At 67.0% G+C, this 24337-nt stretch carries 23 protein-coding genes and 1 tRNA gene; 12 read left to right on the top strand and 12 right to left on the bottom strand.

Annotated elements, in window-relative coordinates; genetic code table 11:
• Positions 1–83 precede the first annotated feature (83 nt).
• The 4 genes from NZK81_RS03450 (at position 84) to NZK81_RS03435 (ending at position 4040) form a co-directional block, all read left to right on the top strand.
• On the top strand, positions 84–839 hold the full coding sequence (locus NZK81_RS03450) for an alpha/beta fold hydrolase (protein ID WP_260043838.1): 756 nt from the start codon (positions 84–86) through the stop codon (positions 837–839).
• A 15-nt stretch (positions 840–854) separates the two neighbouring features.
• Positions 855–1760, top strand: coding sequence for a tetratricopeptide repeat protein (locus NZK81_RS03445; RefSeq protein WP_260043835.1), 906 nt, complete (start codon positions 855–857; stop codon positions 1758–1760).
• Entirely contained in the window at positions 1757–2737 is a 981-nt protein-coding gene (locus NZK81_RS03440) for an LLM class flavin-dependent oxidoreductase (RefSeq protein ID WP_260043833.1), read from the top strand. Before NZK81_RS03445 ends, NZK81_RS03440 begins: the two co-directional genes overlap by 4 nt.
• 76 nt (positions 2738–2813) lie before the next feature.
• Positions 2814–4040 (top strand): NAD(P)/FAD-dependent oxidoreductase, encoded by a 1227-nt coding sequence (locus NZK81_RS03435; protein ID WP_260043831.1) that lies wholly within the window; start codon positions 2814–2816, stop codon positions 4038–4040.
• 180 nt (positions 4041–4220) lie between these two features.
• On the opposite strand, the gene queG is transcribed toward NZK81_RS03435, so the two are convergent.
• The gene (gene queG, locus NZK81_RS03430) at positions 4221–5333 is read right to left on the bottom strand and encodes a tRNA epoxyqueuosine(34) reductase QueG (protein ID WP_260043829.1); all 1113 of its coding nucleotides are present in this window, start codon (positions 5331–5333) and stop codon (positions 4221–4223) included.
• On the opposite strand from queG, the gene NZK81_RS03425 reads away from it, so the two are divergent.
• The 3 genes from NZK81_RS03425 to msrB all read left to right on the top strand — a co-directional run bounded on the left by NZK81_RS03425 (position 5332) and on the right by msrB (position 8208).
• Positions 5332–6342, top strand: coding sequence for an ABC transporter ATP-binding protein (locus tag NZK81_RS03425; RefSeq protein ID WP_419181637.1), 1011 nt, complete (start codon positions 5332–5334; stop codon positions 6340–6342). The two genes, queG and NZK81_RS03425, sit on opposite strands and share 2 nt — an antisense overlap.
• Positions 6339–7610, top strand: coding sequence for an ABC transporter permease (locus NZK81_RS03420; RefSeq protein WP_260043826.1), 1272 nt, complete (start codon positions 6339–6341; stop codon positions 7608–7610). Before NZK81_RS03425 ends, NZK81_RS03420 begins: the two co-directional genes overlap by 4 nt.
• 106 nt (positions 7611–7716) lie before the next feature.
• Positions 7717–8208: a peptide-methionine (R)-S-oxide reductase MsrB gene (gene msrB / locus NZK81_RS03415; protein ID WP_260043824.1), complete on the top strand. Its 492-nt coding sequence runs from the start codon at positions 7717–7719 to the stop codon at positions 8206–8208.
• 121 nt (positions 8209–8329) lie between these two features.
• Here the strand turns inward: msrB and NZK81_RS03410 are convergent.
• Positions 8330–8414 (bottom strand) — tRNA-Leu (locus tag NZK81_RS03410).
• 86 nt (positions 8415–8500) lie between these two features.
• A complete protein-coding gene (locus NZK81_RS03405) occupies positions 8501–8782 on the bottom strand; it encodes an integration host factor subunit beta (protein ID WP_260043822.1) in 282 nt (93 codons plus the stop codon).
• A gap of 259 nt (positions 8783–9041) precedes the next feature.
• On the opposite strand from NZK81_RS03405, the gene NZK81_RS03400 reads away from it, so the two are divergent.
• The 3 genes from NZK81_RS03400 (at position 9042) to NZK81_RS03390 (ending at position 13427) form a co-directional block, all read left to right on the top strand.
• Complete coding sequence (locus tag NZK81_RS03400) at positions 9042–10685, top strand: peptide MFS transporter (protein WP_260043819.1); 1644 nt, start codon at positions 9042–9044, stop codon at positions 10683–10685.
• Positions 10686–10746: 61 nt separating this feature from the next.
• The gene (locus tag NZK81_RS03395; RefSeq protein ID WP_260043817.1) at positions 10747–12129 is read left to right on the top strand and encodes an amidohydrolase; all 1383 of its coding nucleotides are present in this window, start codon (positions 10747–10749) and stop codon (positions 12127–12129) included.
• Complete coding sequence (locus NZK81_RS03390; RefSeq protein WP_260043815.1) at positions 12126–13427, top strand: amidohydrolase family protein; 1302 nt, start codon at positions 12126–12128, stop codon at positions 13425–13427. Before NZK81_RS03395 ends, NZK81_RS03390 begins: the two co-directional genes overlap by 4 nt.
• Positions 13428–13570: 143 nt before the next feature.
• Here NZK81_RS03390 and NZK81_RS03385 read toward each other — a convergent pair whose 3' ends face one another.
• On the bottom strand, positions 13571–14140 hold the full coding sequence (locus NZK81_RS03385) for an HNH endonuclease (RefSeq protein ID WP_260043813.1): 570 nt from the start codon (positions 14138–14140) through the stop codon (positions 13571–13573).
• Between the two features lies 1 nt (position 14141).
• A complete protein-coding gene (dxs, locus tag NZK81_RS03380) occupies positions 14142–16064 on the bottom strand; it encodes a 1-deoxy-D-xylulose-5-phosphate synthase (protein WP_260043810.1) in 1923 nt (640 codons plus the stop codon).
• 177 nt (positions 16065–16241) lie between these two features.
• Between dxs and NZK81_RS03375 the strand changes: the two genes are divergently transcribed.
• A complete protein-coding gene (locus NZK81_RS03375) occupies positions 16242–16715 on the top strand; it encodes a GNAT family N-acetyltransferase (protein WP_260043945.1) in 474 nt (157 codons plus the stop codon).
• A 7-nt stretch (positions 16716–16722) separates the two neighbouring features.
• On the opposite strand, the gene NZK81_RS03370 is transcribed toward NZK81_RS03375, so the two are convergent.
• The 5 genes from NZK81_RS03370 to rpe all read right to left on the bottom strand — a co-directional run bounded on the left by NZK81_RS03370 (position 16723) and on the right by rpe (position 21789).
• Positions 16723–17184 carry a Fur family transcriptional regulator gene (locus tag NZK81_RS03370; protein ID WP_260043807.1) on the bottom strand — a complete coding sequence of 154 codons (462 nt, stop codon included), beginning with the start codon at positions 17182–17184 and terminating at the stop codon, positions 16723–16725.
• 46 nt (positions 17185–17230) lie between these two features.
• Positions 17231–17380, bottom strand: a complete 150-nt coding sequence (locus NZK81_RS03365; RefSeq protein ID WP_260043804.1) for a hypothetical protein — start codon at positions 17378–17380, stop codon at positions 17231–17233.
• 152 nt (positions 17381–17532) lie between these two features.
• On the bottom strand, positions 17533–19125 hold the full coding sequence (gene purH / locus NZK81_RS03360; protein ID WP_260043802.1) for a bifunctional phosphoribosylaminoimidazolecarboxamide formyltransferase/IMP cyclohydrolase: 1593 nt from the start codon (positions 19123–19125) through the stop codon (positions 17533–17535).
• A 93-nt stretch (positions 19126–19218) separates the two neighbouring features.
• Complete coding sequence (locus NZK81_RS03355) at positions 19219–20991, bottom strand: heparinase II/III family protein (protein WP_419181647.1); 1773 nt, start codon at positions 20989–20991, stop codon at positions 19219–19221.
• Between the two features lie 135 nt (positions 20992–21126).
• Positions 21127–21789 carry a ribulose-phosphate 3-epimerase gene (rpe, locus tag NZK81_RS03350; protein WP_260043798.1) on the bottom strand — a complete coding sequence of 221 codons (663 nt, stop codon included), beginning with the start codon at positions 21787–21789 and terminating at the stop codon, positions 21127–21129.
• A 281-nt stretch (positions 21790–22070) separates the two neighbouring features.
• Between rpe and NZK81_RS03345 the strand changes: the two genes are divergently transcribed.
• Complete coding sequence (locus NZK81_RS03345) at positions 22071–22610, top strand: DUF2141 domain-containing protein (RefSeq protein WP_419181636.1); 540 nt, start codon at positions 22071–22073, stop codon at positions 22608–22610.
• Positions 22611–22613: 3 nt separating this feature from the next.
• Here NZK81_RS03345 and NZK81_RS03340 read toward each other — a convergent pair whose 3' ends face one another.
• Both NZK81_RS03340 and NZK81_RS03335 read right to left on the bottom strand, forming a co-directional pair.
• The gene (locus tag NZK81_RS03340; protein ID WP_419181635.1) at positions 22614–23408 is read right to left on the bottom strand and encodes a nucleotidyltransferase family protein; all 795 of its coding nucleotides are present in this window, start codon (positions 23406–23408) and stop codon (positions 22614–22616) included.
• Positions 23372–24295: a hypothetical protein gene (locus tag NZK81_RS03335; RefSeq protein ID WP_260043793.1), complete on the bottom strand. Its 924-nt coding sequence runs from the start codon at positions 24293–24295 to the stop codon at positions 23372–23374. The genes NZK81_RS03340 and NZK81_RS03335 overlap by 37 nt, the downstream gene beginning before the upstream one ends.
• Positions 24296–24337: the final 42 nt, after the last annotated feature.

The raw sequence follows: 24337 nt of genomic DNA, 5'->3' as shown, positions 1-24337 counted from the left end.
TTAAAATCGCATTATCTTTGTTCTGCCGCTTTGTCGGCGGGGGCGACTTGCCCTGAGCGTCCGCACTCCCCACTATCGCGGGCATGACCGACATCCGCTTCCACGCCATGCCCGACGGGCGCCAGATCGCCTTTCGTTTCGCCCCGGGGCAGGGGCCGACCCTCGTTTTCCTGCCGGGCTACATGTCCGACATGGCCGGGGGCAAGGCCACCGCCGTGTTCGAGATGGCGCAGGCCACCGGCCTTTCTTGCCTGCTGCTCGACTATTCGGGCTGCGGCGAAAGCCCGGGCGATTTCGCGGACGGCTCGCTCTCGCGCTGGAAGGACGAGATTGTGGCGCTGGTCGACGCGCTGGGGTTGCAGGACGTGGTGCTGATGGGCTCGTCGATGGGCGGCTGGCTCATGCTGCTGGCAGGCCTCGCACTGGGCGAGCGGCTCAAGGGCCTTGTCGGCATTGCACCCGCGCCCGATTTCACCGACTGGGGCGTCGCGCAGATGGACAAGGCGCTGCTCGCCGACGGCGAGACCATCTACGAGGACAATCCCTACGGCCCCGAACCGACGCCCACCCATCCCGGTTTCTGGGCCGACGGACAGGCGAACCTCCTGCTCGGCGGCGAAATCGCGCTCGATTGCCCGGTGCGCCTGCTCCACGGCCAGCGTGATCCCGACGTGCCCTGGGAGATCTCGCTGCAGCTTGCCGAGAAGCTCCGTTCAGCCGATGTGCAGGTCACGCTGATCAAGGACGGCGATCACCGCCTGTCGCGCGAATCCGACATTGCCCTGCTGCTGCGTACGGCGGCCGAGCTGGTCCTTCCCCGCGCGGCAGCGGCAGACTGACCGGAGCCGTCCCCCATGCCGCTTTCCCTCCTGCTTCCATTGATGCTGGCCCAGGCCGGCGGGTTCGATCTCGACAACCCCTACGCGTCCGCTCTGCCGCGCGAGATCGTCGAGAAGAAGGCCGAGGAGGACCGAAAGCGGCGCGAGGAACGGGCGATGAGCGAGGTTACCTTGCCCTCGGCACGGTCGAATACGGGCTGCATGAGTGCGGTGGAGACCGATCCCCGGCGTTCGGCCGAGCTTGCGCGCACGGCGCTTGCCGACGCGATCGGGCGTGAGCGGGTGCGCGCCGGGCTGTGCCTCGGCGTGGCGCTCAGTGATCTCGGCCAGTGGGACGATGCGCGCGAGGCCTTTGTCACGGCGCGCGATGCCGCCGACGTGGACGACCATGCCAGCCGTGCCCGGCTCGGCGAGATGGCGGGCAACGCGGCGCTTGCTGCGGGACAACCGGGACAGGCGCTGGGCGTGCTCGCGCCCGCGGCCAGCGATGCGCAGGCCGTGAACGACCCCTCGCTCACGGCTGCGATCGCCATCGACCGCGCCCGCGCGCTCGTGGCGGTGAAGCAGCCCGACGAGGCCGCCGCCGCACTGGCTCAGGCGCGCGAGGTGCAGCCCGAGAATGCCCAGGCCTGGCTGCTCTCGGCCACGCTCTCGCGTCGCCAGAACAAGCTGATCGAGGCGCAGACGCAGATCGAACAGGCCGCCAGGCTGGCGCCGCGCGATCCCGAAGTGGGGCTGGAAGCCGGCGTCATCGCGGTCCTTTCCGGCAACGACACGGCGGCGCGTCGCAGCTGGAATTCGGTGTTGGCCATGGCGCCCGAGAGCGAGGCCGCGGCCACGGCCAAGAACTACATTGTCCAGCTCGGACCGGAAGCGCCCGGTCCGGCGACTGCGGGTGCGAAAGAACCGGTGAAGCCATGATTCCCCTTTCCGTTCTCGATCTCGTCACCGTGCGCGAAGGCGGCACCGTCGCCGAGGCGCTGGCGATTGCCGTCGAGACTGCCCGCGTCGCCGAACGGGCCGGCTACAAGCGCTACTGGGTGGCCGAGCATCACGGCATGGAAGGCATCGCCGGCGGTGCGACCTCGGTCGTGCTCGCCGCGCTTGGCAATGCCACCTCGACGATCCACATCGGCGCGGGCGGCATCATGCTGCCCAACCACACGCCTTACGTGATCGCCGAGCAGTTCGGCACGCTTGCCGCGCTGTTTCCGGGGCGGGTTGATCTCGGGCTGGGGCGCGCGGCCGGGGCGGATGGGCGGCTGGCGCATGCCTTGCGCAAGGACATTGTCGGCGCCGCCGATCGTTTCCCGCAGGACGTGGTGGAACTGCGCGCGCGCTTTGCCGGGCAGGCAGTGGGCGGTGTCGCTTCGCCGCAGGCCTCGGGTGCGGATGTCGAGATGTGGATTCTCGGTTCCAGCCTGTTCGGCGCGCAGCTCGCTGCGATGCTGGGCCTGCCCTATGCCTTCGCCTCGCACTTCGCGCCGGCCATGCTCGACGAGGCCGCGCGCGTCTATCGCGAGCGCTTCGAGCCTTCGCAGGTGCTCGACAAGCCGCACTTCATGGCCGCGATCAACGTGCTGGCGGCAGAGACCGACGAGGAGGCGATGTACTTGGCCTCTTCCACCGACCAGAGCTTCGTCGCCCTGCGTACCGGCCATCCCGGGAAGCTGAAACCGCCGGTTCGCGGCTATCGCGACAGCCTGCCGCAGGCGGCGCGCGCCATGCTCGAACAGGTCCGCTCGGTCAGCGCGATCGGCAGTCCCGAGACGGTGCGCGATGGCATCGAGGCCTTCGTCGAGCGCACGCAGGCCGATGAACTCATCGTCGGCGTGGCGACCTTCGATCCGGCCGCGCAGCAGCGCTCGCTTGAAATGACTATGGAAGTACTGCGCTGATTTGATGTCGGTCAGAGAACGACAATTGCGCTTGGGGCATTGACCGCGCGTTAAAATTGCGGGAACGGGTGCGGTCATGAGCAAAGCAGATGTCGTCATCGTGGGAGCCGGCCATGGCGGGGCGCAATGCGCCATCGCCCTGCGCCAGAACGGTTTCGAGGGAACCATCACTGTCATCGGCCGCGAGCCGGAGTATCCGTACGAGCGCCCGCCGCTCTCCAAGGAGTACTTCGCGCGCGAGAAGACCTTCGACCGGCTGTACATCCGCCCGCCGACGTTCTGGGCCGAGAAGGAAATTACTTTCAAGCTCGATACCGAGGTGACCAAGGTCGATCCTGCGGCGCATGAGTTGACCCTGTCCAACGGCGAAACCTTCGGTTACGGCAAGCTGGTCTGGGCGACCGGCGGCGATCCGGGGCGCCTTTCGTGTCAGGGCGCGGAACTTGCCGGGATCCATGCCGTGCGCACTCGCGAGGATTGCGACACGCTGATGGCCGAAGTCGATGCCGGCACGAAGAACATCGTTGTGATCGGCGGCGGCTACATCGGCCTCGAAGCGGCGGCGGTGCTGTCGAAGATGGGGCTCAACGTCACCCTGCTCGAAGCGCTGCCGCGCGTGCTGGCGCGCGTCGCAGGTGAGGAACTGTCCGCCTTCTACCAGAAGGAACATGCCGGTCACGGTGTCGACCTGCGTACCGAAGTCATGGTCGATGGCCTGGTGGGCGATGGCCACAAGGTCACCGGTGTGCAGCTTGCTGGCGGCGAGGTCATTCCGGCCGAAGCGGTCATCGTCGGTATCGGCATCGTGCCGGCCGTCGCCCCGTTGATCGAGGCCGGCGCTGCCGGCTCGAATGGTGTCGACGTCGACGAATATTGCCGCACCTCGCTGCCCGACGTCTATGCCATCGGCGACTGCGCGGCCTTTGCCTGCAGCTATGCGGGCGGCAATGTCATGCGCGTCGAATCGGTGCAGAATGCCAACGACATGGCGACCTGCGTTGCCAAGGCGCTGTGCGGCGATGAAAAGCCCTACAAGGCCTTCCCGTGGTTCTGGTCCAACCAGTACGACCTGCGCCTGCAGACCGCCGGCATCAACATGGGCTTCGACAAGACCGTGATCCGCGGCAATCCCGAGGATCGCAGCTTCTCGGTCGTCTATCTCAAGGACGGCAAGGTCGTCGCGCTCGACTGCGTCAACATGGTCAAGGACTATGTGCAGGGCCGCAAGCTGGTCGAGGCGGGCGCCACGCCCGATCTCGAGGCGCTGGCCGATGCCGGCAAGCCGCTCAAGGAACTGATGTAAGCTGGCAATCCTTCCTGTCGCCTGGCGATGGGGAGGAACCGCCCCTCTCCGTTCGTGTCGAGCCCCTCGACCAGCTCGGGATGAACTTCGGCTTGGAAAGCCGAAGTCGAGACACGTTGGCGCGGAGGTGTCTCGACTTCGCTCGACACGAACGGGCGGGGAATCAGGACAGGCAGTGGATCAGGTCGTGAGTTTTTGCGCCGCCCATTGTGCGGCGTCTGCCACCACCGGGTCCGGATCGTTCAGCAAGGGCTCGACCTGCGCAAGCAGGTCGGGCCTTTTGCTGTTGCCCGCCGCGTAGAGGCAATTACGCACGAACCGGTTTCGCCCGATGCGCTTGATTGGGCTGCCCGAGAACAGCTTGCGAAAGGCAGCATCGTCGAGCGTGAGCAGGTCGGCCAGCTCGGGCGCGGCCAGTTCGGCGCGCGGCAGGAAGGCCTTCATGGTGTGCGCGGTCCGGGCGAACTTGTTCCACGGGCATACCGCAAGGCAATCGTCGCAGCCGTAGATGCGGTTTCCGAGCCCTTCGCGCAGACCCTCGGGGACCGGCCCCTTGTGCTCGATGGTGAGGTAGCTCACGCAGCGGCGCGCATCGAGGCGGTAGGGCGCGGGGAAGGCTGCAGTCGGGCAGGCATCCTGACAGGCGCGGCACGATCCGCAGCGGTCGCGCGCGGGCGCCGAGCGCGGCAGGTCCAGCGTGGTGTAGATTTCGCCGAGGAACAGCCAGGAGCCATGTTCGCGGCTGACCATGTTGGTGTGCTTGCCCTGCCAGCCGAGCCCTGCCTGCGCGGCCAGCGGCTTTTCCATGACCGGAGCGGTATCGGTGAAGACCTTGACGGCGGCCGGCCCGATTCCGCGCCGCTCCGCCTCGGCCACGATCCAGCGGGCAAGGTGTTTGAGCGCCTTCTTGACCGTGTCGTGGTAGTCCGCGCCCTGCGCATAGGCTGAAATGCGGCCGGTCTGCGGTGCGCCCGCCAGCCGCAGCGGATCGGCGGAAGGGGCGTAGCTCATGCCCAGCGCGATCACGCTTTGCGCTTCGGGCCACAGGCCTTGCGGCGAGCGGCGGTGGTGGGCGCGGGTTTCCATCCATTCCATGGTGCCGTGCATGCCCGCGCCCAGCCATGCGCCGAGCCGGTCGGCACGCGCGCCGTCTTCCGTTGCTCCGGACACGCCGAAGGCGCAGAATCCCAGTGTCCGCGCCTCGGCCTCGAGATCGTGGATGAAAGCGCTTAGCGTGGTCTTAACCGGACCTGCGCAAGGACGTTCCGACGTGGTAGAAGCAGGGGTCTGCATGAGGGCAGCACTAGGAGATTGGCAGGTGGCCGGCAATGCGGCGATGCCCGAAGCGCGGCCACTCGCGATCGAGGCGCGTGGACTGGTCAAGCGGTTCGATGGCTTCACGGCCGTGGACGGAGTCGACCTTTCCGTGCCCGAAGGCGCGGTCTACGGCATTCTCGGCCCCAACGGCGCGGGCAAGACCACGACCCTGCGCATGCTGCTGGGCATCATCGATCCCGACGAGGGCTATCGCCGCGTACTCGGCGCGGAGCGTCCGCACGACGTTGCCCATGCCATCGGCTATCTGCCCGAGGAGCGCGGGCTCTATCCGGCGATGAAGGCGACCGAGGCGATTGCCTTCGTCGGCGCGCTGCGCGGATTGCCGCTCAGGGAGGGGCGCCGCCGCGCGCACGAACTGCTGGAGGCGCACGGGCTCGGCTATGCCGCCGACCGCCAGATCCGCCAGCTTTCCAAGGGCATGGCCCAGCAGGTGCAGATCCTCGGCACGCTGGTGCACAGACCCAGGCTGGTGATCTTCGACGAGCCGTTTTCCGGCCTCGACGCGCTCAACCAGGGCAAGCTGGAGCGCATGATGCGCGGGCTGGCCGAACAGGGCACGACGGTGATCTTCTCCACCCACGTCATCTCGCACGCCGAGCGGCTTTGCGACGACGTGGCGATCGTGGCCGGCGGCAAGGTGCCCTTCGCCGGGCCCGTCGATGTCGCGCGCGACCGAATCCCCGCGCAGGTCCGGCTCGAGACACGCAGCGGCGACGGGCCATGGCGTGCGGCCATGCCCGCCGAACTGCGCCGCGACGCCAGGACCGATGGCGGGGCCTTCTGGTATTTCCCGCTGCCCGAAGCCGGCATCGAGCCCTTGCTGCGCGCGCTGATCGAGGGCGAGGCGGGCATCCTCTCGCTGTCGATCGAGCGCGCCGGGCTGCACGATGCCTTCGTCGCCATTGCCGGCGAGGCGGCGGCGCGCGCGCTCGAAGAGGACACGCCGGAGGAGCAGGACCGATGAACGAGACAGGACAGACCGGGCGCCTCTCCGTCCTTGCGGCCGCGTGGGTCGTTGCCCGCCGCGATTTCGTGGCCATCCTGTTTTCGCGCAGCTTCCTGTTCTTCCTGCTCGGGCCGCTGTTTCCGGTCGTTGTCGCCGCGCTCGCGGGGAGTGTCGGCCAGCGCGTGGATGCGACGGCGGCGCAGCCCGAGGTCGGGATCGTGATGACCGGCGCGGATGCCGATGCCATGGTGGGCGCGCACGATGCGCTGGCGGCCCGTCTGGGCGAGGGACTGCCCAACTTCGTCGTGCTCAAGCGCCTTGCCCCGGGCGAGGCCTACGATCCCGCCGACGCCTTCGAAGGGCGACAGGCCAATATCGCCGCCGTCCTCTCGGGCACGCCGCGGGCTCCGATGCTGACAGGTCCGACGGACCGGATCCATTCCTGGAGCGGGGTGATCGCGATGGTGGCGGCGCAGGCCGTGGCCGGGCCGATGGGGCCCTGGCCGGACGTCACGCTCAAGTCCACCATCAGCAGCAGTGCCAACGAACGTGCGGGGCGTCTCAAGACCGCGCAGGCGGCGCAGATGCTGCTGTTCCTGCTGACGATGATGCTGGCCGGCATGGTCCTGTCCAACCTCGTCGAGGAAAAGGGCAACAAGATTATCGAAGTGCTGGCGGCGGCGATCCCGATGGATTCGGTTTTCCTCGGCAAGCTCTTCGCCATGCTGGCGGTCTCTCTCGTGGGCATTGCCGTATGGGGCGGGGTCGGGACGACGCTCTACCTGGCGGCGGGTTCGGCGGTGCCGCACCTGCCGACGCCGGCGGTCGGCTGGCCGCTGCTGATCGTCCTTGGCGTGATCTACTTTTCGATGGCCTACCTGCTGCTCGGTTCGGTGTTCCTGTCGATCGGCTCGATGGCGACGACCGTGCGCGAGGTGCAGACGATTTCGATGCCGGTCACGATGATGCAGCTCATGGTGTTCTTCCTCGCCAGCTATGCGATGACGCTGCCCGGGAGCGGGATCGAGGTGTTCGCGGTGCTTTTCCCGTTCAGCTCGCCTTTCGCGATGCTGGCGCGCGCGGCGCAGGACCCGGCGTTGTGGCCGCACGTGGGCGCCGTGATCGGACAGGGGGCATGGGTCCTGCTGCTCGTGCGCGGCGGTTCGGCGCTGTTCCGCAAGCGGGTGATGAAATCGGGACCGGGCCGGGTGCGGAAGAAGGGCGCGCGCGCGCGATGGAAACGCCGGGCGACTGCCGGCTCCGCGGTCGCGGCATCGAATCTGTAACCATGCGGCTCGCCGTTCCGAATTGACTCTTGCGGGATCGGACCGAGACAGGAAACCCTGCCTTGGGTACGATCGCTGCCGGAAGTCAGGAAGAAGGAGAGCCGCAATGTCCCCCACGGCCACCCGCCGTCGTTTCCTTGGCTGGCTCGGTGCCGGAGCTGCGTTGCCGGTTCTGGCCGCATGTGGCGGCGGCGACGCCGAGGCCAAGACCTATCCGGTGCATTATACCAAGGCGGAGTGGCGCAAGCGGCTGACACCCGCGCAGTTCACGATCCTGCGCGAGGAAGGCACCGAGCGTCCCTATTCCTCGCCGCTCAACGACGAGCATCGCGCCGGCACGTTCCTGTGCGCGGCCGACGGCAACCCGCTCTATTCCTCGAAGACCAAATACGACAGCCATACCGGCTGGCCCAGTTTCTGGAAGCCGCTGCCCGGCGCGATCGGCACGTCCACCGACTACAAACTGGGCTATCCGCGTACCGAAGTGCACTGCGCGCGCTGCGGGGGGCATCTGGGCCACGTCTTCAACGACGGCCCGCCGCCCACCGGCAAGCGCTACTGCATGAACGGCGCGGCCATGGCCTTCAAGCCGGCCTGAGGGCCAGCAAACCAGATCCCGAACCCGTGAGGGTTCGCAAGGCCGACCGGCCGTCCGAGCCTGTGCGAGGAAAGCCAAGGCGAGGGATGTCGCCGCCCGGCGTCTGAGGGGCAACAAACAGTGGTGCGGGCGGCGGGACTCGAACCCGCACGAGCAAAGCTCAGGGGATTTTAAGTCCCCGGCGTCTACCATTCCGCCACGCCCGCACGAAACGGTCAGCGCGCTCTGGCAGATCGCGCCGGGCCGGGCAACTGCAATGGAAAACGAAAGGCCGCCGGCCTTGCGGGTCTGCTCAGCTTACGTTGAGCCGGGCGCGCATTTCCTTGCCGGGCTTGAAGTAGGGCACGCGCTTTTCGGGCACTTCCACGGATTCGCCGGTGCGCGGATTGCGGCCCTTGCGGCCTTCGCGGTGGCGCGTGGAAAAGGCACCGAAGCCGCGCAGTTCGACGCGGCCGCCATCGGCAAGGCGCTGGGCGATCTCGTCGAAGAACGTATCGACTGCACGCTCCACGTCTTCCGCCCGCAGTTCGGGATTGTCCTTCGCCAATGCCTGCAGAAGTTCCGACCTGATCATTGCGCATCCCCCGCAAAAAAATCGGCAAACCCGTAGCGAATCATAATATTACGCCGGATATAACCGTTAGCTGTCAAGAAAATGCCATCTCGGCGGCCATCGCGCAATGGTCTAGCAGGGCGGACATAAAATCGTCTCACGGCGGTACGCCCGTCACAGCCGGTGTCGCCGGCTCCCCCATTTACAGCCTCGTTTTGCTTGCTAACCTGTGGACCCTTCAGACCCCTTGCGGGGGACAAAAAGGACAACAAGTCGTCGCATGAAGGACATCGCAAGCTGGACAGAGGGTGACTGGATCGCGGCCATCGCCGCCGTCGCCCTGTTCGCCGTACTCGCCATCGGCGGGGTGATCGCAACTCGCAAGAGCGAAGAGTTCGTGGGCCACCCACGGGGGCTGTTCGTGCTGTTCTATGCCGAGATGTGGGAGCGCTTCTCCTACTACGGCATGCGCGCGCTGCTGATCCTCTATCTCGTCAAGTTCTGGCTGTTCAGCGACAGCGATTCAAACCTGATCTACGGCGCCTATACCAGTCTGGTCTATATTACGCCGGTGCTGGGCGGCTATCTGGCCGATCGCTGGCTGGGGCAGCGCAAGGCGGTGGTGTTCGGTGGGCTCGTGCTGGCGCTGGGCCATCTGCTCATGGCCTACGAGGGGCTGCAGGGGGTGACCGATCCGGCCGTCAAGCAGGCGGACCCGGCGATCAACGCGTTCTGGCTGGCGCTGGCGCTGATCATCGTCGGCTCGGGGTTCCTCAAGGCCAATATCTCGGTGATCGTCGGCCAGCTCTATTCGATGCGCGATGGCCGTCGCGATTCGGCCTACACGATCTTCTACATGGGCGTGAACACGGGCGCCGCGCTCGGCTCGATCCTCGTCGGCTACCTGGGCGAGACGATCGGCTGGTCCTGGGGCTTCGGCCTGGCTGGCATCGGCATGGTGCTGGGCCTCATCATCTTCATGGTGGGCAAGCCCGCGCTCAAGGGCAAGGGCGAGCCGCCGGCTCCTCTGGCCCGCAACGGCGAAATGATGCTCTACGGCGTGGGCGCGGCCGCAGTCGCGGTGATCTGGTTCCTGATCCAGTACGTCAACGTGATCCAGTCGCTGCTGATCGTCGCGGGCGTGGCGATGCTCGCCTACACGCTCTACGAGGCGTTCAAGCTGCCCAAGGAGCCGCGTGAGCGCATTTTCGCGATCCTGTTCCTGATCGCGCTCAACCCCGTCTTCTGGGGCCTGTTCGAGCAGGCGGGCGGTTCACTCAGCCTCTATACCGACAAGTTCGTCGACCGCGGCGGCGTGCCCACCAGCCTCTTCCAGTCGATCAACCCGATCTACATCGTGCTGTTCGGGCCGATTTTCGCGGGGCTGTGGCAGTGGCTCGGCAAGCGCGGCTGGGAACCTTCGGCTCCGGCCAAGTTCGGCCTCGCGCTGGTCCAGGTCGGCCTCGGCTTCCTGGTCTTCGTGTGGGGCGCGGGGACCGGCGATCCGGCGGTGATGACCTCGGTGCTCTTCGTCTTCCTGATCTACATGCTGCACACCACCGGCGAGCTGTGCCTTTCGCCCGTCGGTCTTTCGGCGATGACGCGCCTTGCGCCGCTGCACCTGGGCAGCTTCATCATGGGCGCATGGTTCTACATGACCGCCGTCGGCAATTTCGTCGCGGGCAAGATCGGCGAGGCGACCGGCGGCGAAAGCGGCGAGATGAGCAAGGAAGTGACACTGGCGATCTACAGCAAGATCGGTTGGATCACGATCGGCATCGCCGTGGTCGTCCTGCTGCTGTCGCCCATCGTCAAGCGCTGGATGCACCTCGACACGCTCAGGGACCGCGATCTCGAAGGCGATGCGGAGATCGGGCTGGAAGCCCAGGAAGCCGGGATGCACCCGACGCTCAAGCCGAATTGATGGTCAATTGAACTGATGCAATGCGCCGGCGTTCGCGTCGGGCATCAACAGGGGAAAAGTGATGAGGGTATTGCCCGCGGTACAGCGGTGGTCGGCAAGCCTTGTTCTGGGCCTGGCACTGTCGCTGACGGCACAGAGCGCCGAGGCCAGGAAGAAGGACAAGGACGAAAAGCCCGCCGAGGCACCTTATCCCTCCACCTACAAGTCCTATCCGGGGCGGCCCACGGCGCTGGTCGGCGCCACCGTCTACGACGGGCGCGGCGGGCGCATCGACAACGGCACCGTGCTGTTCGCGGACGGCAAGCTGGTGGCGATCGGCGGCGCGGACCTCGCGATCCCCGCCGGCTATGATCGCATCGATGCGAAGGGCAAGTTCGTCACGCCCGGCGTGATCGACGCGCACTCGCACCTTGGCGACTATCCCACGCCGAGCGTCGATGCGCATTCGGACGGCAACGAGGCGACCAGCCCGACCACTCCGGACGTCTGGGCCGAGCACTCGGTATGGCCGCAGGACCCGGGCTTCACCCGCGCGCTCGCCAATGGCGGCATCACCGCGCTGCAGATCCTGCCCGGTTCGGCGAACCTGATGGGTGGCCGCTCGGTGACGCTCAAGAACGTGCCGAGCCTGACGGTGCAGGGGATGAAGTTCCCCGGCGCGCCCTATTCGCTCAAGATGGCGTGCGGCGAGAATCCCAAGCGAGTCTATGGCAGCAAGGGACAGAAGCCCTCCACCCGCATGGGCAACTTCGCGGTCAATCGCCAGACCTGGATCGACGCGAAGGCCTACATGGACAATGCCGATGCCGACCGCGACCTGGGCAAGGAAACGCTGGCCGGGGTGCTCAAGGGCGAGATCCTGATCCAGAACCACTGCTACCGCGCGGACGAGATGGCGCTGGTGATCGATATGGCCAAGGAGATGGGCTACAAGGTCGCCGCCTTCCACCATGCGGTCGAAAGCTACAAGATCGCCGACCTGCTGCGCGAGAACGGCATCTGCTCGGCGGTCTGGGCGGACTGGTACGGCTTCAAGATGGAAGCCTACGACGGCATCCCTGAAAACGCCGTGCTGATCGCCCGGGCCGGGGCCTGCGTGATCATCCATTCGGATGACGAAAACGGCATCCAGCGCCTCAATCAGGAAGCCGCGAAGGCGCAGGCGGCAGGCAAGCGTATCGGTATCGACATTCCCGATGCGCAGGTCGTCGGCTGGTTCACCTACAATGCGGCAAAGGCCCTTGGCATCGCCGACCGGACCGGCAGCCTCGAGACGGGCAAGATGGCCGACGTGGTGCTGTGGAACGGCAATCCGCTCTCGGTCTACACGCGGCCCGAGAAGGTCTGGATCGACGGGGCCATGCTGTTCGATGCCGACAATCCCAAGCTTCGCCCGGTGAGCGACTTCGAGCTTGGCCAGCCCGGTGAAGGAGACGTGAAATGAGCCGCTGCGCCCTGATCGCCGCCGCGCTGGCGGCCTGCGCCTTTCCGTTCGCCGCTCAGGCGCAGGATATCGCTATCACCAATGCCACTGTCGCCACCGGTGACGGCGGCGCGCCGATCGAGCATGGCACCGTTGTCGTGCGCGGCGGCAAGGTCGTGGCCGCCGGGGCGGGCGTGGCCGTGCCTGCGGGTATCCAGACCGTCGACGGCACCGGCAAATGGGTGACGCCGGGTCTGTTCACGGCCATGACCGACCTCGGCCTGTGGGACGTGGGGGCGGTCAGCGAGAGCAACGATACCGAGGCGGACGAATCTCCGTTCAATGCCGCGCTCGACGTGGCGCCGGCGCTCAATCCCTCCAGCCAGCACATCGCGATCAGCCGCGCCGGCGGCGTGACGCGCGCGACGGTCGCGGCCTTCAACGGCAATTCGATTTTCGCCGGGCAGGGCGCGGTGATCGATCTTGCGGACGACGCGGCGATGGTGATGAAGCCGCGCGCCTTCCAGTTCGTGGAACTGGGTGAGGCCGGGGCGAAGCTGGCCGGGGGCAGCCGCGTCGCCGCGCATGTCGCGCTGCGCAATGCCCTGCGCGAGGCGAAGGAACTGGCCGCGCTTCCCGCCGGGGCCGCACGGCAGAGCGATGCCATGCTGACCCGCCCCGATGCCATGGCGCTGGCCAGGGTGCTGGATGGCAGCGAGCCGCTCTACGTCGGTGTCGAACGGGCTGCAGACATCCGGGCGGTGCTGGCGCTCCGGTCCGAGTTTCCGAAGCTGAAGCTCGTTCTGGTGGGCGCCGCCGAAGGTTGGCTCGTCGCGTCCGAGATTGCCGCCGCGCACGTGCCAGTGATCACCATGCCGCTGCGCGACCTGCCCGCGCAGTTCGAGATGCTCGCCGCGACCCAGTCCAATGTCGGGCGGATGGCGAAGGCGGGCGTGAAAGTCGCCATCGGCATGTTCACCGGCGGCAACCAGCCCCGCTATGCGTCGCAGCAGGCCGGCAACCTCGTCGCGCTCGCCAGACTGCCCGGTGCGGCCGGCCTGACCTGGGGCGAGGCCTTCGCGGCGATCAGCTCTGTCCCGGCCGAGATCAGCGGTTTCGGCGGAAAGGCCGGCGTGCTGGCCCCGGGCGCGGTGGGTGATGTGGTGCTGTGGGACGGCGATCCGCTGGAACTGTCCTCGGCCCCGGTCGAGGTGTGGATCGACGGCGTCGAACAGCCGCTGGAGAACCACCAGACACGGCTGCGGGATCGCTACAAGGATCTGGACAAGAGCGTGCTGCCGAAGGCGTACGACTGGTAGGTCAGATCCGTACCAGATTTCGTCATTGCGAGGCCGCAAGGCCGAAGCAATCCAGTGCGGCGTGGCCCAAGGCTCTGGATTGCTTCGCTACGCTCGCAATGACGAGATTGGGATATCTACGCCGAGAGTCTTGCCGCAGCTATTCAATGTTCAGCGCCGCTTGAATGACGCACGCATGCCGCAATCTGTTCCTGAATTTCGGCCGCTTCGCGTTGTGCAGCGATGAGTAACGCTTCGATCTCTTCCAGTCGTGACCAATATCGGTTCCAAAGTTCCGGGTCGATCATTGTTCTGAGATCAATCGGTTTGAGCTCGCTGAGCGCCACCATATTGTCGATGCGGGCTGCCAGTGTATTCAAGTTGGGAATACCTCGCGTGGCAGGCGATCCTTTTGCGTTCCCAAACATCCAGGCACGCCAGTCATGGCCGCTTTTTGAGGTGTTGCAAGGCCCGCAGGCTGGTACGAGATTACGCGCTTCGTTTAGATAGCCCGAAGGCCGCTTGCCTTTGACATAGGGATTCAGGTGATCCCAATGCTGTGCTGGGTCGCCGCAGTAGACACACGTAAGCCTGTTGGGGTTCTGCTCCAGCATAGCGAGGATTGCGCCGTGTTCTTCACGATCCGGCAATGCATCCGGTAGAATTGCCTGCACAAAGCCATTGGTAACCGAAGATGTCCTGCTCGTGATCTTGAGCGGGCGCTTGTATTTCACCTCAGGCCCGCGCCTCTTCAACCCCAGCGCTGTTGTGGCGCAGGGCCTTCAGCACCGTATCGACGATCTGCGGTGCGTTGAGGCCCGCCGCGTCGTACTGTGCCTCGGGCTTGTCCTGATCCTGGAAGATGTCGGGCAGGCGCATGGTGCGGATCTTGAGGCCGGCGTCGGTCAGCCCCTCGTCGCTCGCCATCGTGAGGACATGGGCGCCGAGGCCGCCGATGGAGCCTTCCTCCAGCGTCACCACGACTTCGTGGCTCAGCATCAGCTTGCGGATCAGTTCGCTGTCGAGCGGCTTGGCGAAACGCAGGTCGGCAACGGTGGTCGACAGGCCCTTGGCTTCCAGCGTCTCGGCGGCCTTGAGCGCTTCCGCAAGGCGGGTGCCCAGCGAGAGCAAGGCGACCTTGGAGCCTTCCCTGACAATCCGGCCCTTGCCGATTTCCAGCAGCTGTGGCGTCTCGGGCAGAGGTACGCCCACGCCGTTGCCGCGCGGATAGCGGAAGGCGATCGGGCCGGCATCGTACTGCGCGGCGGTGTGGGTCATGTGCACCAGTTCCGCCTCGTCGGCGGCGGCCATCACCACCATGTTGGGCAGCGTTGCCAGATAGGTGATGTCGAACGAGCCCGCATGGGTGGCGCCGTCGGCACCGACCAGCCCGGCGCGGTCGATGGCGAAGCGCACGGGCAGGTTCTGGATCGCCACGTCGTGCACCACCTGGTCGAAGGCGCGCTGCAGGAAGGTGGAGTAGATCGCGCAGAACGGGCGCATCCCCTGCGCGGCAAGGCCCGCCGCGAACGTCACCGCGTGCTGTTCGGCAATGCCGACGTCGAAGCTGCGGTCGGGGAAGGCGGCGGCGAACTTGTCGAGCCCGGTGCCGCTCGGCATCGCGGCGGTGATCGCGCAGACGCGCTCGTCCTGCCCGGCCTCGGCGATCAGCGCCTTGGCGAAAACGGAGGTGTAGCTCGGAGGACCGGCGGGCGCCTTCACTTGCTCGCCGGTGACGACGTTGAACTTCTGCACGCCGTGATACTTGTCGGCGGCGTTTTCGGCCGGGGCGTAGCCCTTGCCCTTCTGCGTCACGACATGGATCAGGCACGGCCCTTCGGCCGCGTCGCGCACGTTTTCCAGCACCGGGATCAGCTGTTCCAGATTGTGGCCATCGACCGGGCCGACGTAGTAGAAGCCCAGTTCCTCGAACAGCGTGCCGCCCATGGCCATGCCGCGCGCGAACTCGTCGGTCTTCTTGGCGGCCTTGTGCAGCGGTTCGGGCAGCTTGCGCGAAATGCGCTTGGCCAGGTCGCGCAGCGAAAGGAACGGTCGCGAGGACACGAGCTGCGCCAGATAGGCCGAAAGCCCGCCTACCGGCGGCGCGATCGACATGTCGTTGTCGTTGAGGATCACGATCAGGCGGTTGCCGGCCTGCCGCGCGTTGTTCATCGCCTCGTAGGCCATGCCCGCGCTCATCGCGCCGTCGCCGATCACGGCAATGGCGCGGCCCGGATTGCCCTTGATCTTGTTGGCTACGGCAAAGCCCAGCGCGGCCGAAATCGAGGTGGAGCTGTGCGCCGTGCCGAAGGGATCGTATTCGCTTTCGGAACGCTTGGTGAAGCCTGAAAGGCCACCGGCCTGGCGCAGGGTGCGGATGCGATCGCGCCGCCCGGTCAGGATCTTGTGCGGATAGGCCTGGTGGCCGACATCCCAGATCAGCCGGTCATCGGGCGTGTTGAACACATAGTGGAGCGCCACGGTCAGTTCGACCACGCCCAGCCCGGAGCCCAGATGGCCGCCGGTCTGGCCGACCGCGGAGATCATCTCCGCGCGCAATTCGTCGGCAAGCTGGCGCGTCTGCGCCGGCGTGAGCTTGCGAAGGTCTTCGGGCGTCGAAACCGTATCGAGAAGAGGGGTGGCCGGATTGGCAGTCATTCCCCGGGCCTTACACGCTTGTGACGGGCATGTCGATTAACAGCCGCTGTCATCGTGTGGCCGCGTTGCCAGAACATTGCCTGCGCGAATAAGACGAAGGCGCGACAACTTGTCCCGGAGGGAATCTTGAACGTTCGTACTGCCGATGAAGCCGATCTTCCCCGCCTGATCGAGATCATGCACGCGGCCATAGCAGAGCTGCAGTCGGGATTTCTCGATGCCGATCAGGTCGAATCGAGCCGGGCCATCATGGGGCTGGATCGCCAGCTCGTCGCCGACAGGACCTATTTCGTAGCCGAACTGGACGGGGCGATTGCAGGATGTGGCGGCTGGAGCCGGCGCGCGACGCTCTACGGCGGCGACCACAGCACGGGCCTGCGCGAACCGCGCCTGCTCGATCCGGCCAGCGAACCGGCGCGGGTGCGCGCGATGTACACCGATCCGGCGTTCGCGCGGCGCGGCGTAGGCAAGGCGCTGCTCGCGCATTGCGAGGCGGCGGCGCGGGACGAGGGGTTCGCGGCGGTCGAGCTCATGGGCACGCGCGCGGGCGAGCCTCTCTATGCCGCCGCCGGCTATTCGGTGATCGAGCGGGTGGAGGACGCCACCGGCGGCGCGCCGGTGCCTTTGGCCCGCATGCGCAAGGCGCTGTGAAAGCGGGCTAGCTGCAGTCCGCGCAGGTCCCGCGCAGTTCCACCACCGGGCGGACATCGGCGAACCCGGCATCGCGCGCGGCCCCGATCAGCGCGCCGGTCAGCCGGTCGTCGTCGATGTGGATGGCCTTGCCGCAGCTGTCGCAGATCAGGAAGATGCAGTCGTGCCGACAGCCGGGGTGGCTGTTGGCGATGTAGGCATTGGCGCTTTCGACCCGGCGCGCGAGATTGGTGCGCACGAACAGGTCCAGGATGCGATAGACGCTGTTGGGCGCCACCCGCTTGCCGCGCAGGGCGGAAACGCTCTCGGCCAGGTCGTAGGCGGAAGCCGGGCATTCGCGTTCGGCCAGCGCGGCGAACACGTCGGCGCGCATTTCGGTCCACTGCTCCCCCGATTCGACGAGCGCGGAGCGCGCGGCCTTCACAAGGCCGTCGCCGCTATGTTCGTGATGGATGTGATGCACCGCCATGGCCGCAATATGGGGCCTGTCGGCCCCGGGCGCAATCGGCAGCCTGTCAGTGCGGGGTGTCGGCCTGCGCGGGCGGGACGAGATTATCGGCCAGAGGCGCGCCGCCACCGATGCCCATCACGCCGAATACCAACAGCGCGCCCCCGGCGAAGCCAAGAACGAAGAAGCGGTAGAAGTCGGCCTTGAAGAGTCCCATGGTGTGCGCTGCGGTCCCGATTTGTCTTGCGGTTGCTGCGGCCCACTTGGGGCAAAACTGCTTTCCGTCCAGTGAACATCGCGCGCCGCCGCCCGGTTCTGCGGCAAACGGAGCGGCGGCTGCGATGAATTGCGGGGACGTTCCCGAGCGAATCAGTGCCGGAAGTGGCGCATTCCGGTGAAAACCATGGCGAGTCCAGCCTCGTCGGCGGCCTTGATGACTTCCTCGTCGCGGATCGAGCCGCCCGGCTGGATCACGGCCGTCGCACCGGCTTCGGCGGCGGCGAGCAGGCCGTCGGCGAAGGGGAAGAAGGCGTCCGAGGCGACCGCGCTGCCGACCGTGCGGGGCTTGTCCCAGCCGAACTTCTCGGCGGCCTCGGCGGCCTTCATCGCGGCGATGCGCGAGGAATCGCGGCGGTTCATCTGGCCCGCGCCGATGCCGGCGGTCACGCCGTCCTTGGCATAGACGATCGCGTTGGACTTCACATGGCGCGCCACGGTCCAGGCGAAGAGGCAGTCCTTCAGTTCCTGATCGGTCGGCTCGCGCTTGGTCACGACCTTGAGATCGTCGAAGCTGATCGCGCCGTTGTCGCGGCCCTGGACCAGCAGGCCACCGGTGATCGGCTTGACGGTGAGGCCCGGGCGGCGCGGATCGGGCAGGTCGCCGGTCAGCAGCAGGCGCAGGTTCTTCTTCTTGGCGAAGAATTCGCGCGCTTCGGCGTCGGCATCGGGGGCGACCACGACTTCGGTGAAGATCTTGCAGATCGCCTCGGCGGTCGGGCCGTCGAGCAGCTGGTTGACCGCGACGATACCGCCGAAGGCCGAGACATCGTCACAGGCAAGCGCGCCTTCCCAGGCATCCAGCAGTGTATCGGCCTGGGCGACGCCGCAGGGATTGGCGTGCTTGAGGATGACGACGGCCGGCTTCTGTCCCTTGAACTCGGCGGCGAGTTCGAAAGCGGCATCGGCATCGTTGTAGTTGTTGTAGGACAGCTCCTTGCCCTGCACCTGCTCGGCCTGCGCGAGCCCCTTGGTGTAGGGACCGACCGGCGTGTAGAGCGCGGCCTTCTGGTGCGGGTTCTCGCCATAGCGCAGCTCGTTCACCAGCCGGCCGTTGACGGCGAGCATCTCGGGGAACTGCATGCCCTGGTCGGCGAAGGCGAACCACTGCGAGATCATCGAATCATAGGCGGCGGTCTGCGCGAAGGCGCGCGCGGCCATCAGCTTGCGGAAGCCCAGCGTGGTGCAGCCGTCGGTCGCTTCCAGCTCGACCAGCAGGCCCTCGTAGTCGGCCGGGTCGGTGACGATGGTGACATAGGCGTGGTTCTTGGCCGCCGAACGCACCATCGAGGGGCCGCCGATGTCGATGTTCTCGATGATCGTGTCGCGGTCCGCGCCCTTGGCCACGGTCGCCTCGAAGGGATAGAGATTGACGACGACGAGGTCGATCGCGCCGATCTCGTGGTCGGCCATGGCCTTGGCGTGCTCGGGATTGTCGCGCACGGCCAGCAGGCCGCCATGGACCTTGGGGTGCAGCGTCTTCACGCGCCCGTCCATCATTTCGGGAAAGCCGGTAAGGTCCGAAATGTCCTTCACGGCGAGGCCGGCGTCGCGCAGCGCCTTGGCGGTCCCACCGGTCGAAACCAGCTCCACGCCGCGCTCGGCGAGGGCCTTGCCAAGTTCCGCGAGGCCGGTCTTGTCGGAGACTGACAGCAGGGCGCGGCGGATCTGGACGGAATCGGGCATGGGCGGGGTCCTTCGCGAATTTTTTCTTTGCGCGCGCCCTTAGGCCCGGTGTGGCATTGGAGCAAGGGGACGCGGACGGATCGCCCGGGCGTCTCAGCTCATCTTTTTGAGAAGCCAGCCGAAGTTGCCGCCACCGCGCGAGACGAGGCCCTGGATGACAAGCTGCTGCGTGGCCTGCGGCCGTCCCTGGCCGTCGACCCAGAGCGAATCCTCGAGCGTCACTTCGCCCGCGCCCGACCGGAACTGCCAGTAGGAACCATCGGGCAGCGCCAGCCCCGCGCCCTGCCCGTCGGCGGTCAGCGCCACGTCGACATCGGTGCCGAGGTGGAAGCGGATGGCGAAGCCGACCTTGCCGCGCTTGCCCTTGCGCGTCGAGGGCAGCAGCATGTCCTCGCCGCGCAGTTCCGTCCCGTCGTCGCGCAGGATCAGGATGCGGCGGTGCGTTAGGCCGTAGCGTGCGGCGTAGCCGTTGTGGCTGGCCTCCAGCCGGGTCGCCGCAGCACCGTTTTCCTGCGGCAGGGTCTTGCGGTCGACATCGACCTGGTTGACGCCCGAACCGATCGCGCCGTTGATCAGGATCGCGGTGGAATTGGCATCGTCGAGCGTGAGTGTGGAATGCGCGGCCGTGGCACGCAGGCCCTGTTCGAGCCGTACCGGCACCAGCCCGCCCCCGCTTGCGGCGCCGCCGCAGTTGACGATCAGGCGATGTCCCGCGTGCGAAAGCTCGAAGGCCAGCGTCGAGGCGCAGCCATAGCGGGCATGCTGGGGCATCGGCGGTGGCGAGGTATCGAACTGCAGGATGGTCTTGTTCGCGACCGCGCGCTGATAGCCCCACTGGCGCACGTCGCGCAGGGGGCGGGTGCGCACGCCACTGGCCTTGACCAGTGCGCCCACGTCTTCGGCATCGATCGCCCAGCCACCCTGCCAGGACCCCAGCGAGCCGTCGCCGTGGGTCAGCGCCAGCAGCGGCGGCACCAGCATATGGACCACGCGCTCCATCGATTCCGGGGCGTCGCGGCGGGTGGCGTGATAGCAGTTGCGCAGCCGCACCAGCAGCGCGATCGCTTCCATCTGCGCGAGCGGGCTGCGCGAGAGCACGCCGCCGTCGTCGCCCATCAGCTCGCCCAGGGCCTTCATCAGCCCGGCCTCGCCATAGAGGCGGCGCGGGCGGCCGTCGGGCAGGAGCAGGCCGGCAGCGACGATCCCGCACCATCCGGCGACTTCGGCCAGACGGTCCTCGCCGCGGGTGACATGGCGGTCCAGCCAGCGGGCGGTCTCGCCGATGTGGCCCAGCGTGCGCGAGCGCAGCGCTTTTTCGCCCGAGAGGATCAGCGGCGCGTGAACCAGCCAGTTCATCAGCCGCATGCCGGTGTTGCCGACGCTCCAGGCGGGGCCCTTGCCCGGCTTGGAGGGCGGGGTGGGATTGGCCTGGAGCCAGGACGTCAGGATGCGCTCGGCGATCGGTGCGCCCTGTTCGCGGGCGGCGCAGGCCTCGAGGTCGGTCAGCCACGAGAACGAGTGCACGACTTTCTCGAGCGGCGGCGTCACCCGGGCGGCCCCGGCATAGTCGACTTGCGCGATCGGCGTCTTGGCCCCGTGGACGAGGAAGTGCCCGGCGCGGATCGCGGTTCCGGCCACGCGGTTGCCGGGCAGGGTGTTGTTGACCGTCGCGAGAAGACGCGTCTTGCTCTTCTTGCCCATCGGCGATGTGAGCATGGAGCTGGGAATGCCCATGCGATAGGCCATGCGGATCAGCCGCTCGCCCACGTTGACCGAAGGCGGCGAGAAGTCGGCGAGGGCCAGTTCCCTGCCCGTCTCGACCTGCTCGGCAGGTCCCTCGGTTTCGTTGGCGGATGCCGGAGCCACGGTGTCCGCCTTTATTTCAGGATCGCGCAGGCTCTGGTCCAAAACACCCTCCTCGACCGCTGTCGGCAACGGGATCGCCCGGATAGTGTCCGGGGTCCTGGTCGTTGGCCGCTGGCGGGTTTTGGTGGCCACTGTTTATACCAGCCCTTTCAGCGTCTTGATGTTCGCGGCGTATTGCGAGGGGCCGCCGCGGAATGTCGCCGATCCGGCAACCAGCACGTCTGCCCCTGCCGATACGCAGAGCGGCGCCGTTTTCGCATCGACCCCGCCATCGACTTCCAGCCGGATGTCGCGGCCGGATTTCTCGATCATCTTCCGGACCGCCTCGATCTTGCGCAGCTGGCTGGAAATGAAGCTCTGTCCGCCGAAGCCGGGGTTGACGCTCATCACCAGCACCAGGTCGATCTCGTCGATCAGGTAGTCGAGCATCTTGGCCGGCGTTGCCGGGTTGAGCGAGATGCCCGCCTTCTTGCCCAGATTCCTGATGGTCTGCACGGTGCGGTGGACGTGGGGTCCGGCTTCGGGATGGACGGTGATGATGTCCGCCCCGGCCTCGGCAAAAGCCTCGAGATAGGCGTCCACCGGCGAAATCATCAGGTGGACGTCGAAGGGCTTGTCGGAATGGGGGCGCAGCGCCTTGACCACCGCCGGGCCGATCGTGATGTTGGGCACGAAATGGCCGTCCATCACGTCGACGTGAACCCAGTCGGCGCCGGCTTCGTCGATGGCGCGCACTTCTTCGCCCAGACGTGCAAAATCGGCAGATAGAATGGACGGGGAAATAAGCGGGACGGTCATGCGGGAAACGAAACTCCTTAACGCCGCAGAATAGATCACCATGACTTGGGCGCAAAGCGTCCGGACACGCGTTTTCCACACAGGATATGGTGAATTCGGGTCGAACGGGGATCAATTCGCATGTGGACGGAGTATGTGCGGGCGGCAATGCGGCGGTGGCGCAGGCCGGGCGGACCTCAATTCAGTCGGCATTCACGGGGCATCGGCCATTTTTTGAAAGAACACGAAGGGTTCTCAAGACCATTGAATGCGAACCCCTCGAACAACTACATGGACCGTAAATGACCACGATTAATTCCAGCAAACAGATCGGTCCCGGATCGCGGAAGGCGGGCAGGGCAATTGCAGCAGGTCTTGCCATCGTCTGCACGATGGGGCTTGCCGTGCCCGCGCCGGCCGTCGCGCAGTATCGCAACAAGATCGGTAACGACATGACCCGGTGCACGGCCGGTTCGCCGCCGGCGGTCATGGTGACGCTGGACGGCGTCAAGACCTCGCAGGGCACCGTGCGCATCCAGACCTACCGGGCGACCTCGGACGAGTGGCTGAAGAAGGGCAAGTGGCTCTCGCGCATCGAAGTGCCCGCCAAGGCCGGAACGATGACTTTCTGCCTGCCGGTCCCCGCGTCGGGCACGTACGGTGTGGCGGCGCGTCACGACATCAACGGCAATGGCAGTACCGACATCACGACCGATGGCGGCGGCATGTCGAACAACCCCTCGATCAACGTCTTCAACCTGGGCAAGCCCAGCTATACCAAGGTCGGGGTGCCGGTGGGGTCGGGCGTCAAGTCGATCCGGATCGAGATGAAGTACTGGTAGCCCCTAGGAGGATTCGCGCGCGGCGATGATGGCGCGGGCATCGGCGAGGTCCTGAGGCTTGTCGACATCGACCGCGGCGAGGCCGTCGCGGGCTGCCACGAGGCTGGCCGATATGCCGATCCGGCGGCCGAGGCCGGAGATCGCCTCGGTCAGCGTCAGCCGCCCCAGCACATAGCTGACGAGCATGCCGAGCCCGAGCCGGGCGGCGATGCGCCAGGGGCGCTTGCGGTCCGCCTCGACCATCTTCCAGGTGTCGATCGCCGCGCCGGCGCGGCCGGTGGCCAGCAGGAACAGGTTGCAGCCCGACCAGTGGCCGTCGGCAAAGCGCAGGTAGGTGCGCCGGCTGCCGGGCATGGCCGCCTCGATCGCCTCGCGCCGGGCCAGCAAGACGGAAACGTCCGCGCCGCGCGGCGTGTCCCGCACGAAATCGGTCACCCATTCCGGGCGGAGCAGGGCGTGATCGCTCGTCGTCACCAGCAACGGTGCGCCGAGCTTTTCGAGGCCGATCCCGACGCTGGCGCTCGGGCCGGTCGAGGCCAGCAACACTTCGCAGCCCAGTTCGCGGGCGAGATCCATGACCTGCCGGTCCGAGGCGGAAACGGCGATCCGCTCGATTCCGGCCTCGCGCAATGCGCCCACCACGCGGGCAAGCATGGTGCGGCCTTCGAGCGGTACCAGTGCCTTGTGCCAGACGCCTTCGGCTGCCGCGACGGGATCGGGCGGCCCGGGGCGCGATCCCGCCAGGATCAGGGCCGCCGGCTTCACGCGGCGCGGTTCCCCGCCTTGCGGTGACGCCATACCTGCCAGAGCACGCCGGGGGCCGCGAGGACGGGATGCCGCTCGCGCCAGGGTGTCACGGCGATGGGAACGCCGGTGTGGCGTTCGATCTTCCAGGCGGCATAGCGCGCGGCGCCGTCGAAGGTGGTCGAGGCCTTGAGCAGGCGCAGGACATTGTAGGGCTTGCCCAGCCGCTGGCGGCGCTTCCACCAGTCGAGCAGGTGCGCGCGCTCCGCCAGCGGCAGTTCGGGGCGGATGGTGCTGCCGACCCCGCGCGCGAAGTCGATTCCCTGGGCCAGCAGCGCCAGCGGCAGCAGGCCGTCGAAGTGCGCCCGGTTGGCGGAGAGGATCGAATCCTCGCGGCCGGCCTTCTCGACGCGGAACTCGGCGGCATAAGTGGCGCGAAACAAGGCGCGCCAGTAGTCCTCGGGCGTGCCTGTCTCGGGGCCTAGCGCCACGGCAAGGCGCGCGGCGGTGCGCGCCGCCTGCGCCACGGCGTCGGCAATCGCCGACCCGGCTTGCGGATCGCGTTCCCAGGCGAGCGCGCTGGGCTGGACGAAGCGGGCCCAGATCGTGGTGTCGAGCAGCTCACCCGCGGCGGCGGCGCGGAAGGTGTCCAGCGCCATCGTCGCTACCTTGGCGCGCAGGATCGTGCCCCGGTGATGCCATTCGTGATAGCTGACGCGCGGCCAGATCTTCTCTTCCTGCGGCCCTTGCGTCAGCACGTAGAAGTCGAGCACGCCCTCGAGCGAGCCGGTGCGCAAGTTGGAACCGTAGAACAGGACGCCGAGCGCATCGACCGGCGCCAGGCGTTCGGCGAAGGCCCGCACTTCGGGCTCCACCGGGCGCTCCAGTGCCGCGCCCACCCGCGCCTCGAGACTTTCAGGACTGTCGAGGTCTTCGCTCATGCCGCCATGCTCCCGCAGGGCCGCGTGGAAATCAAGCGGCCC

The organism is Novosphingobium mangrovisedimenti (assembly GCF_025153475.1).
GTDB lineage: Bacteria > Pseudomonadota > Alphaproteobacteria > Sphingomonadales > Sphingomonadaceae > Novosphingobium > Novosphingobium mangrovi_A.
Note: the sequence above shows the minus strand (reverse complement) of the source record. Positions and strands in the feature narration are given on the sequence as shown.

Coding starts and splice junctions, on each gene's coding strand:
- msrB (WP_260043824.1), top strand. CDS start 7,717: ATGTCCCCCACGGCCACCCGCCGTCGTTTCCTTGGCTGGCTCGGTGCC.
- NZK81_RS03420 (WP_260043826.1), top strand. CDS start 6,339: ATGAACGAGACAGGACAGACCGGGCGCCTCTCCGTCCTTGCGGCCGCG.
- NZK81_RS03445 (WP_260043835.1), top strand. CDS start 855: ATGCCGCTTTCCCTCCTGCTTCCATTGATGCTGGCCCAGGCCGGCGGG.
- NZK81_RS03375 (WP_260043945.1), top strand. CDS start 16,242: ATGCACGCGGCCATAGCAGAGCTGCAGTCGGGATTTCTCGATGCCGAT.
- purH (WP_260043802.1), bottom strand. CDS start 19,125: ATGCCCGATTCCGTCCAGATCCGCCGCGCCCTGCTGTCAGTCTCCGAC.
- NZK81_RS03340 (WP_419181635.1), bottom strand. CDS start 23,408: ATGGCGTCACCGCAAGGCGGGGAACCGCGCCGCGTGAAGCCGGCGGCC.
- queG (WP_260043829.1), bottom strand. CDS start 5,333: ATGCAGACCCCTGCTTCTACCACGTCGGAACGTCCTTGCGCAGGTCCG.
- NZK81_RS03405 (WP_260043822.1), bottom strand. CDS start 8,782: ATGATCAGGTCGGAACTTCTGCAGGCATTGGCGAAGGACAATCCCGAA.
- rpe (WP_260043798.1), bottom strand. CDS start 21,789: ATGACCGTCCCGCTTATTTCCCCGTCCATTCTATCTGCCGATTTTGCA.
- NZK81_RS03335 (WP_260043793.1), bottom strand. CDS start 24,295: ATGAGCGAAGACCTCGACAGTCCTGAAAGTCTCGAGGCGCGGGTGGGC.
- NZK81_RS03400 (WP_260043819.1), top strand. CDS start 9,042: ATGAAGGACATCGCAAGCTGGACAGAGGGTGACTGGATCGCGGCCATC.
- NZK81_RS03425 (WP_419181637.1), top strand. CDS start 5,332: ATGAGGGCAGCACTAGGAGATTGGCAGGTGGCCGGCAATGCGGCGATG.
- NZK81_RS03395 (WP_260043817.1), top strand. CDS start 10,747: ATGAGGGTATTGCCCGCGGTACAGCGGTGGTCGGCAAGCCTTGTTCTG.
- NZK81_RS03450 (WP_260043838.1), top strand. CDS start 84: ATGACCGACATCCGCTTCCACGCCATGCCCGACGGGCGCCAGATCGCC.
- dxs (WP_260043810.1), bottom strand. CDS start 16,064: ATGACTGCCAATCCGGCCACCCCTCTTCTCGATACGGTTTCGACGCCC.
- NZK81_RS03370 (WP_260043807.1), bottom strand. CDS start 17,184: ATGGCGGTGCATCACATCCATCACGAACATAGCGGCGACGGCCTTGTG.
- NZK81_RS03390 (WP_260043815.1), top strand. CDS start 12,126: ATGAGCCGCTGCGCCCTGATCGCCGCCGCGCTGGCGGCCTGCGCCTTT.
- NZK81_RS03440 (WP_260043833.1), top strand. CDS start 1,757: ATGATTCCCCTTTCCGTTCTCGATCTCGTCACCGTGCGCGAAGGCGGC.
- NZK81_RS03435 (WP_260043831.1), top strand. CDS start 2,814: ATGAGCAAAGCAGATGTCGTCATCGTGGGAGCCGGCCATGGCGGGGCG.
- NZK81_RS03345 (WP_419181636.1), top strand. CDS start 22,071: ATGACCACGATTAATTCCAGCAAACAGATCGGTCCCGGATCGCGGAAG.
- NZK81_RS03365 (WP_260043804.1), bottom strand. CDS start 17,380: ATGGGACTCTTCAAGGCCGACTTCTACCGCTTCTTCGTTCTTGGCTTC.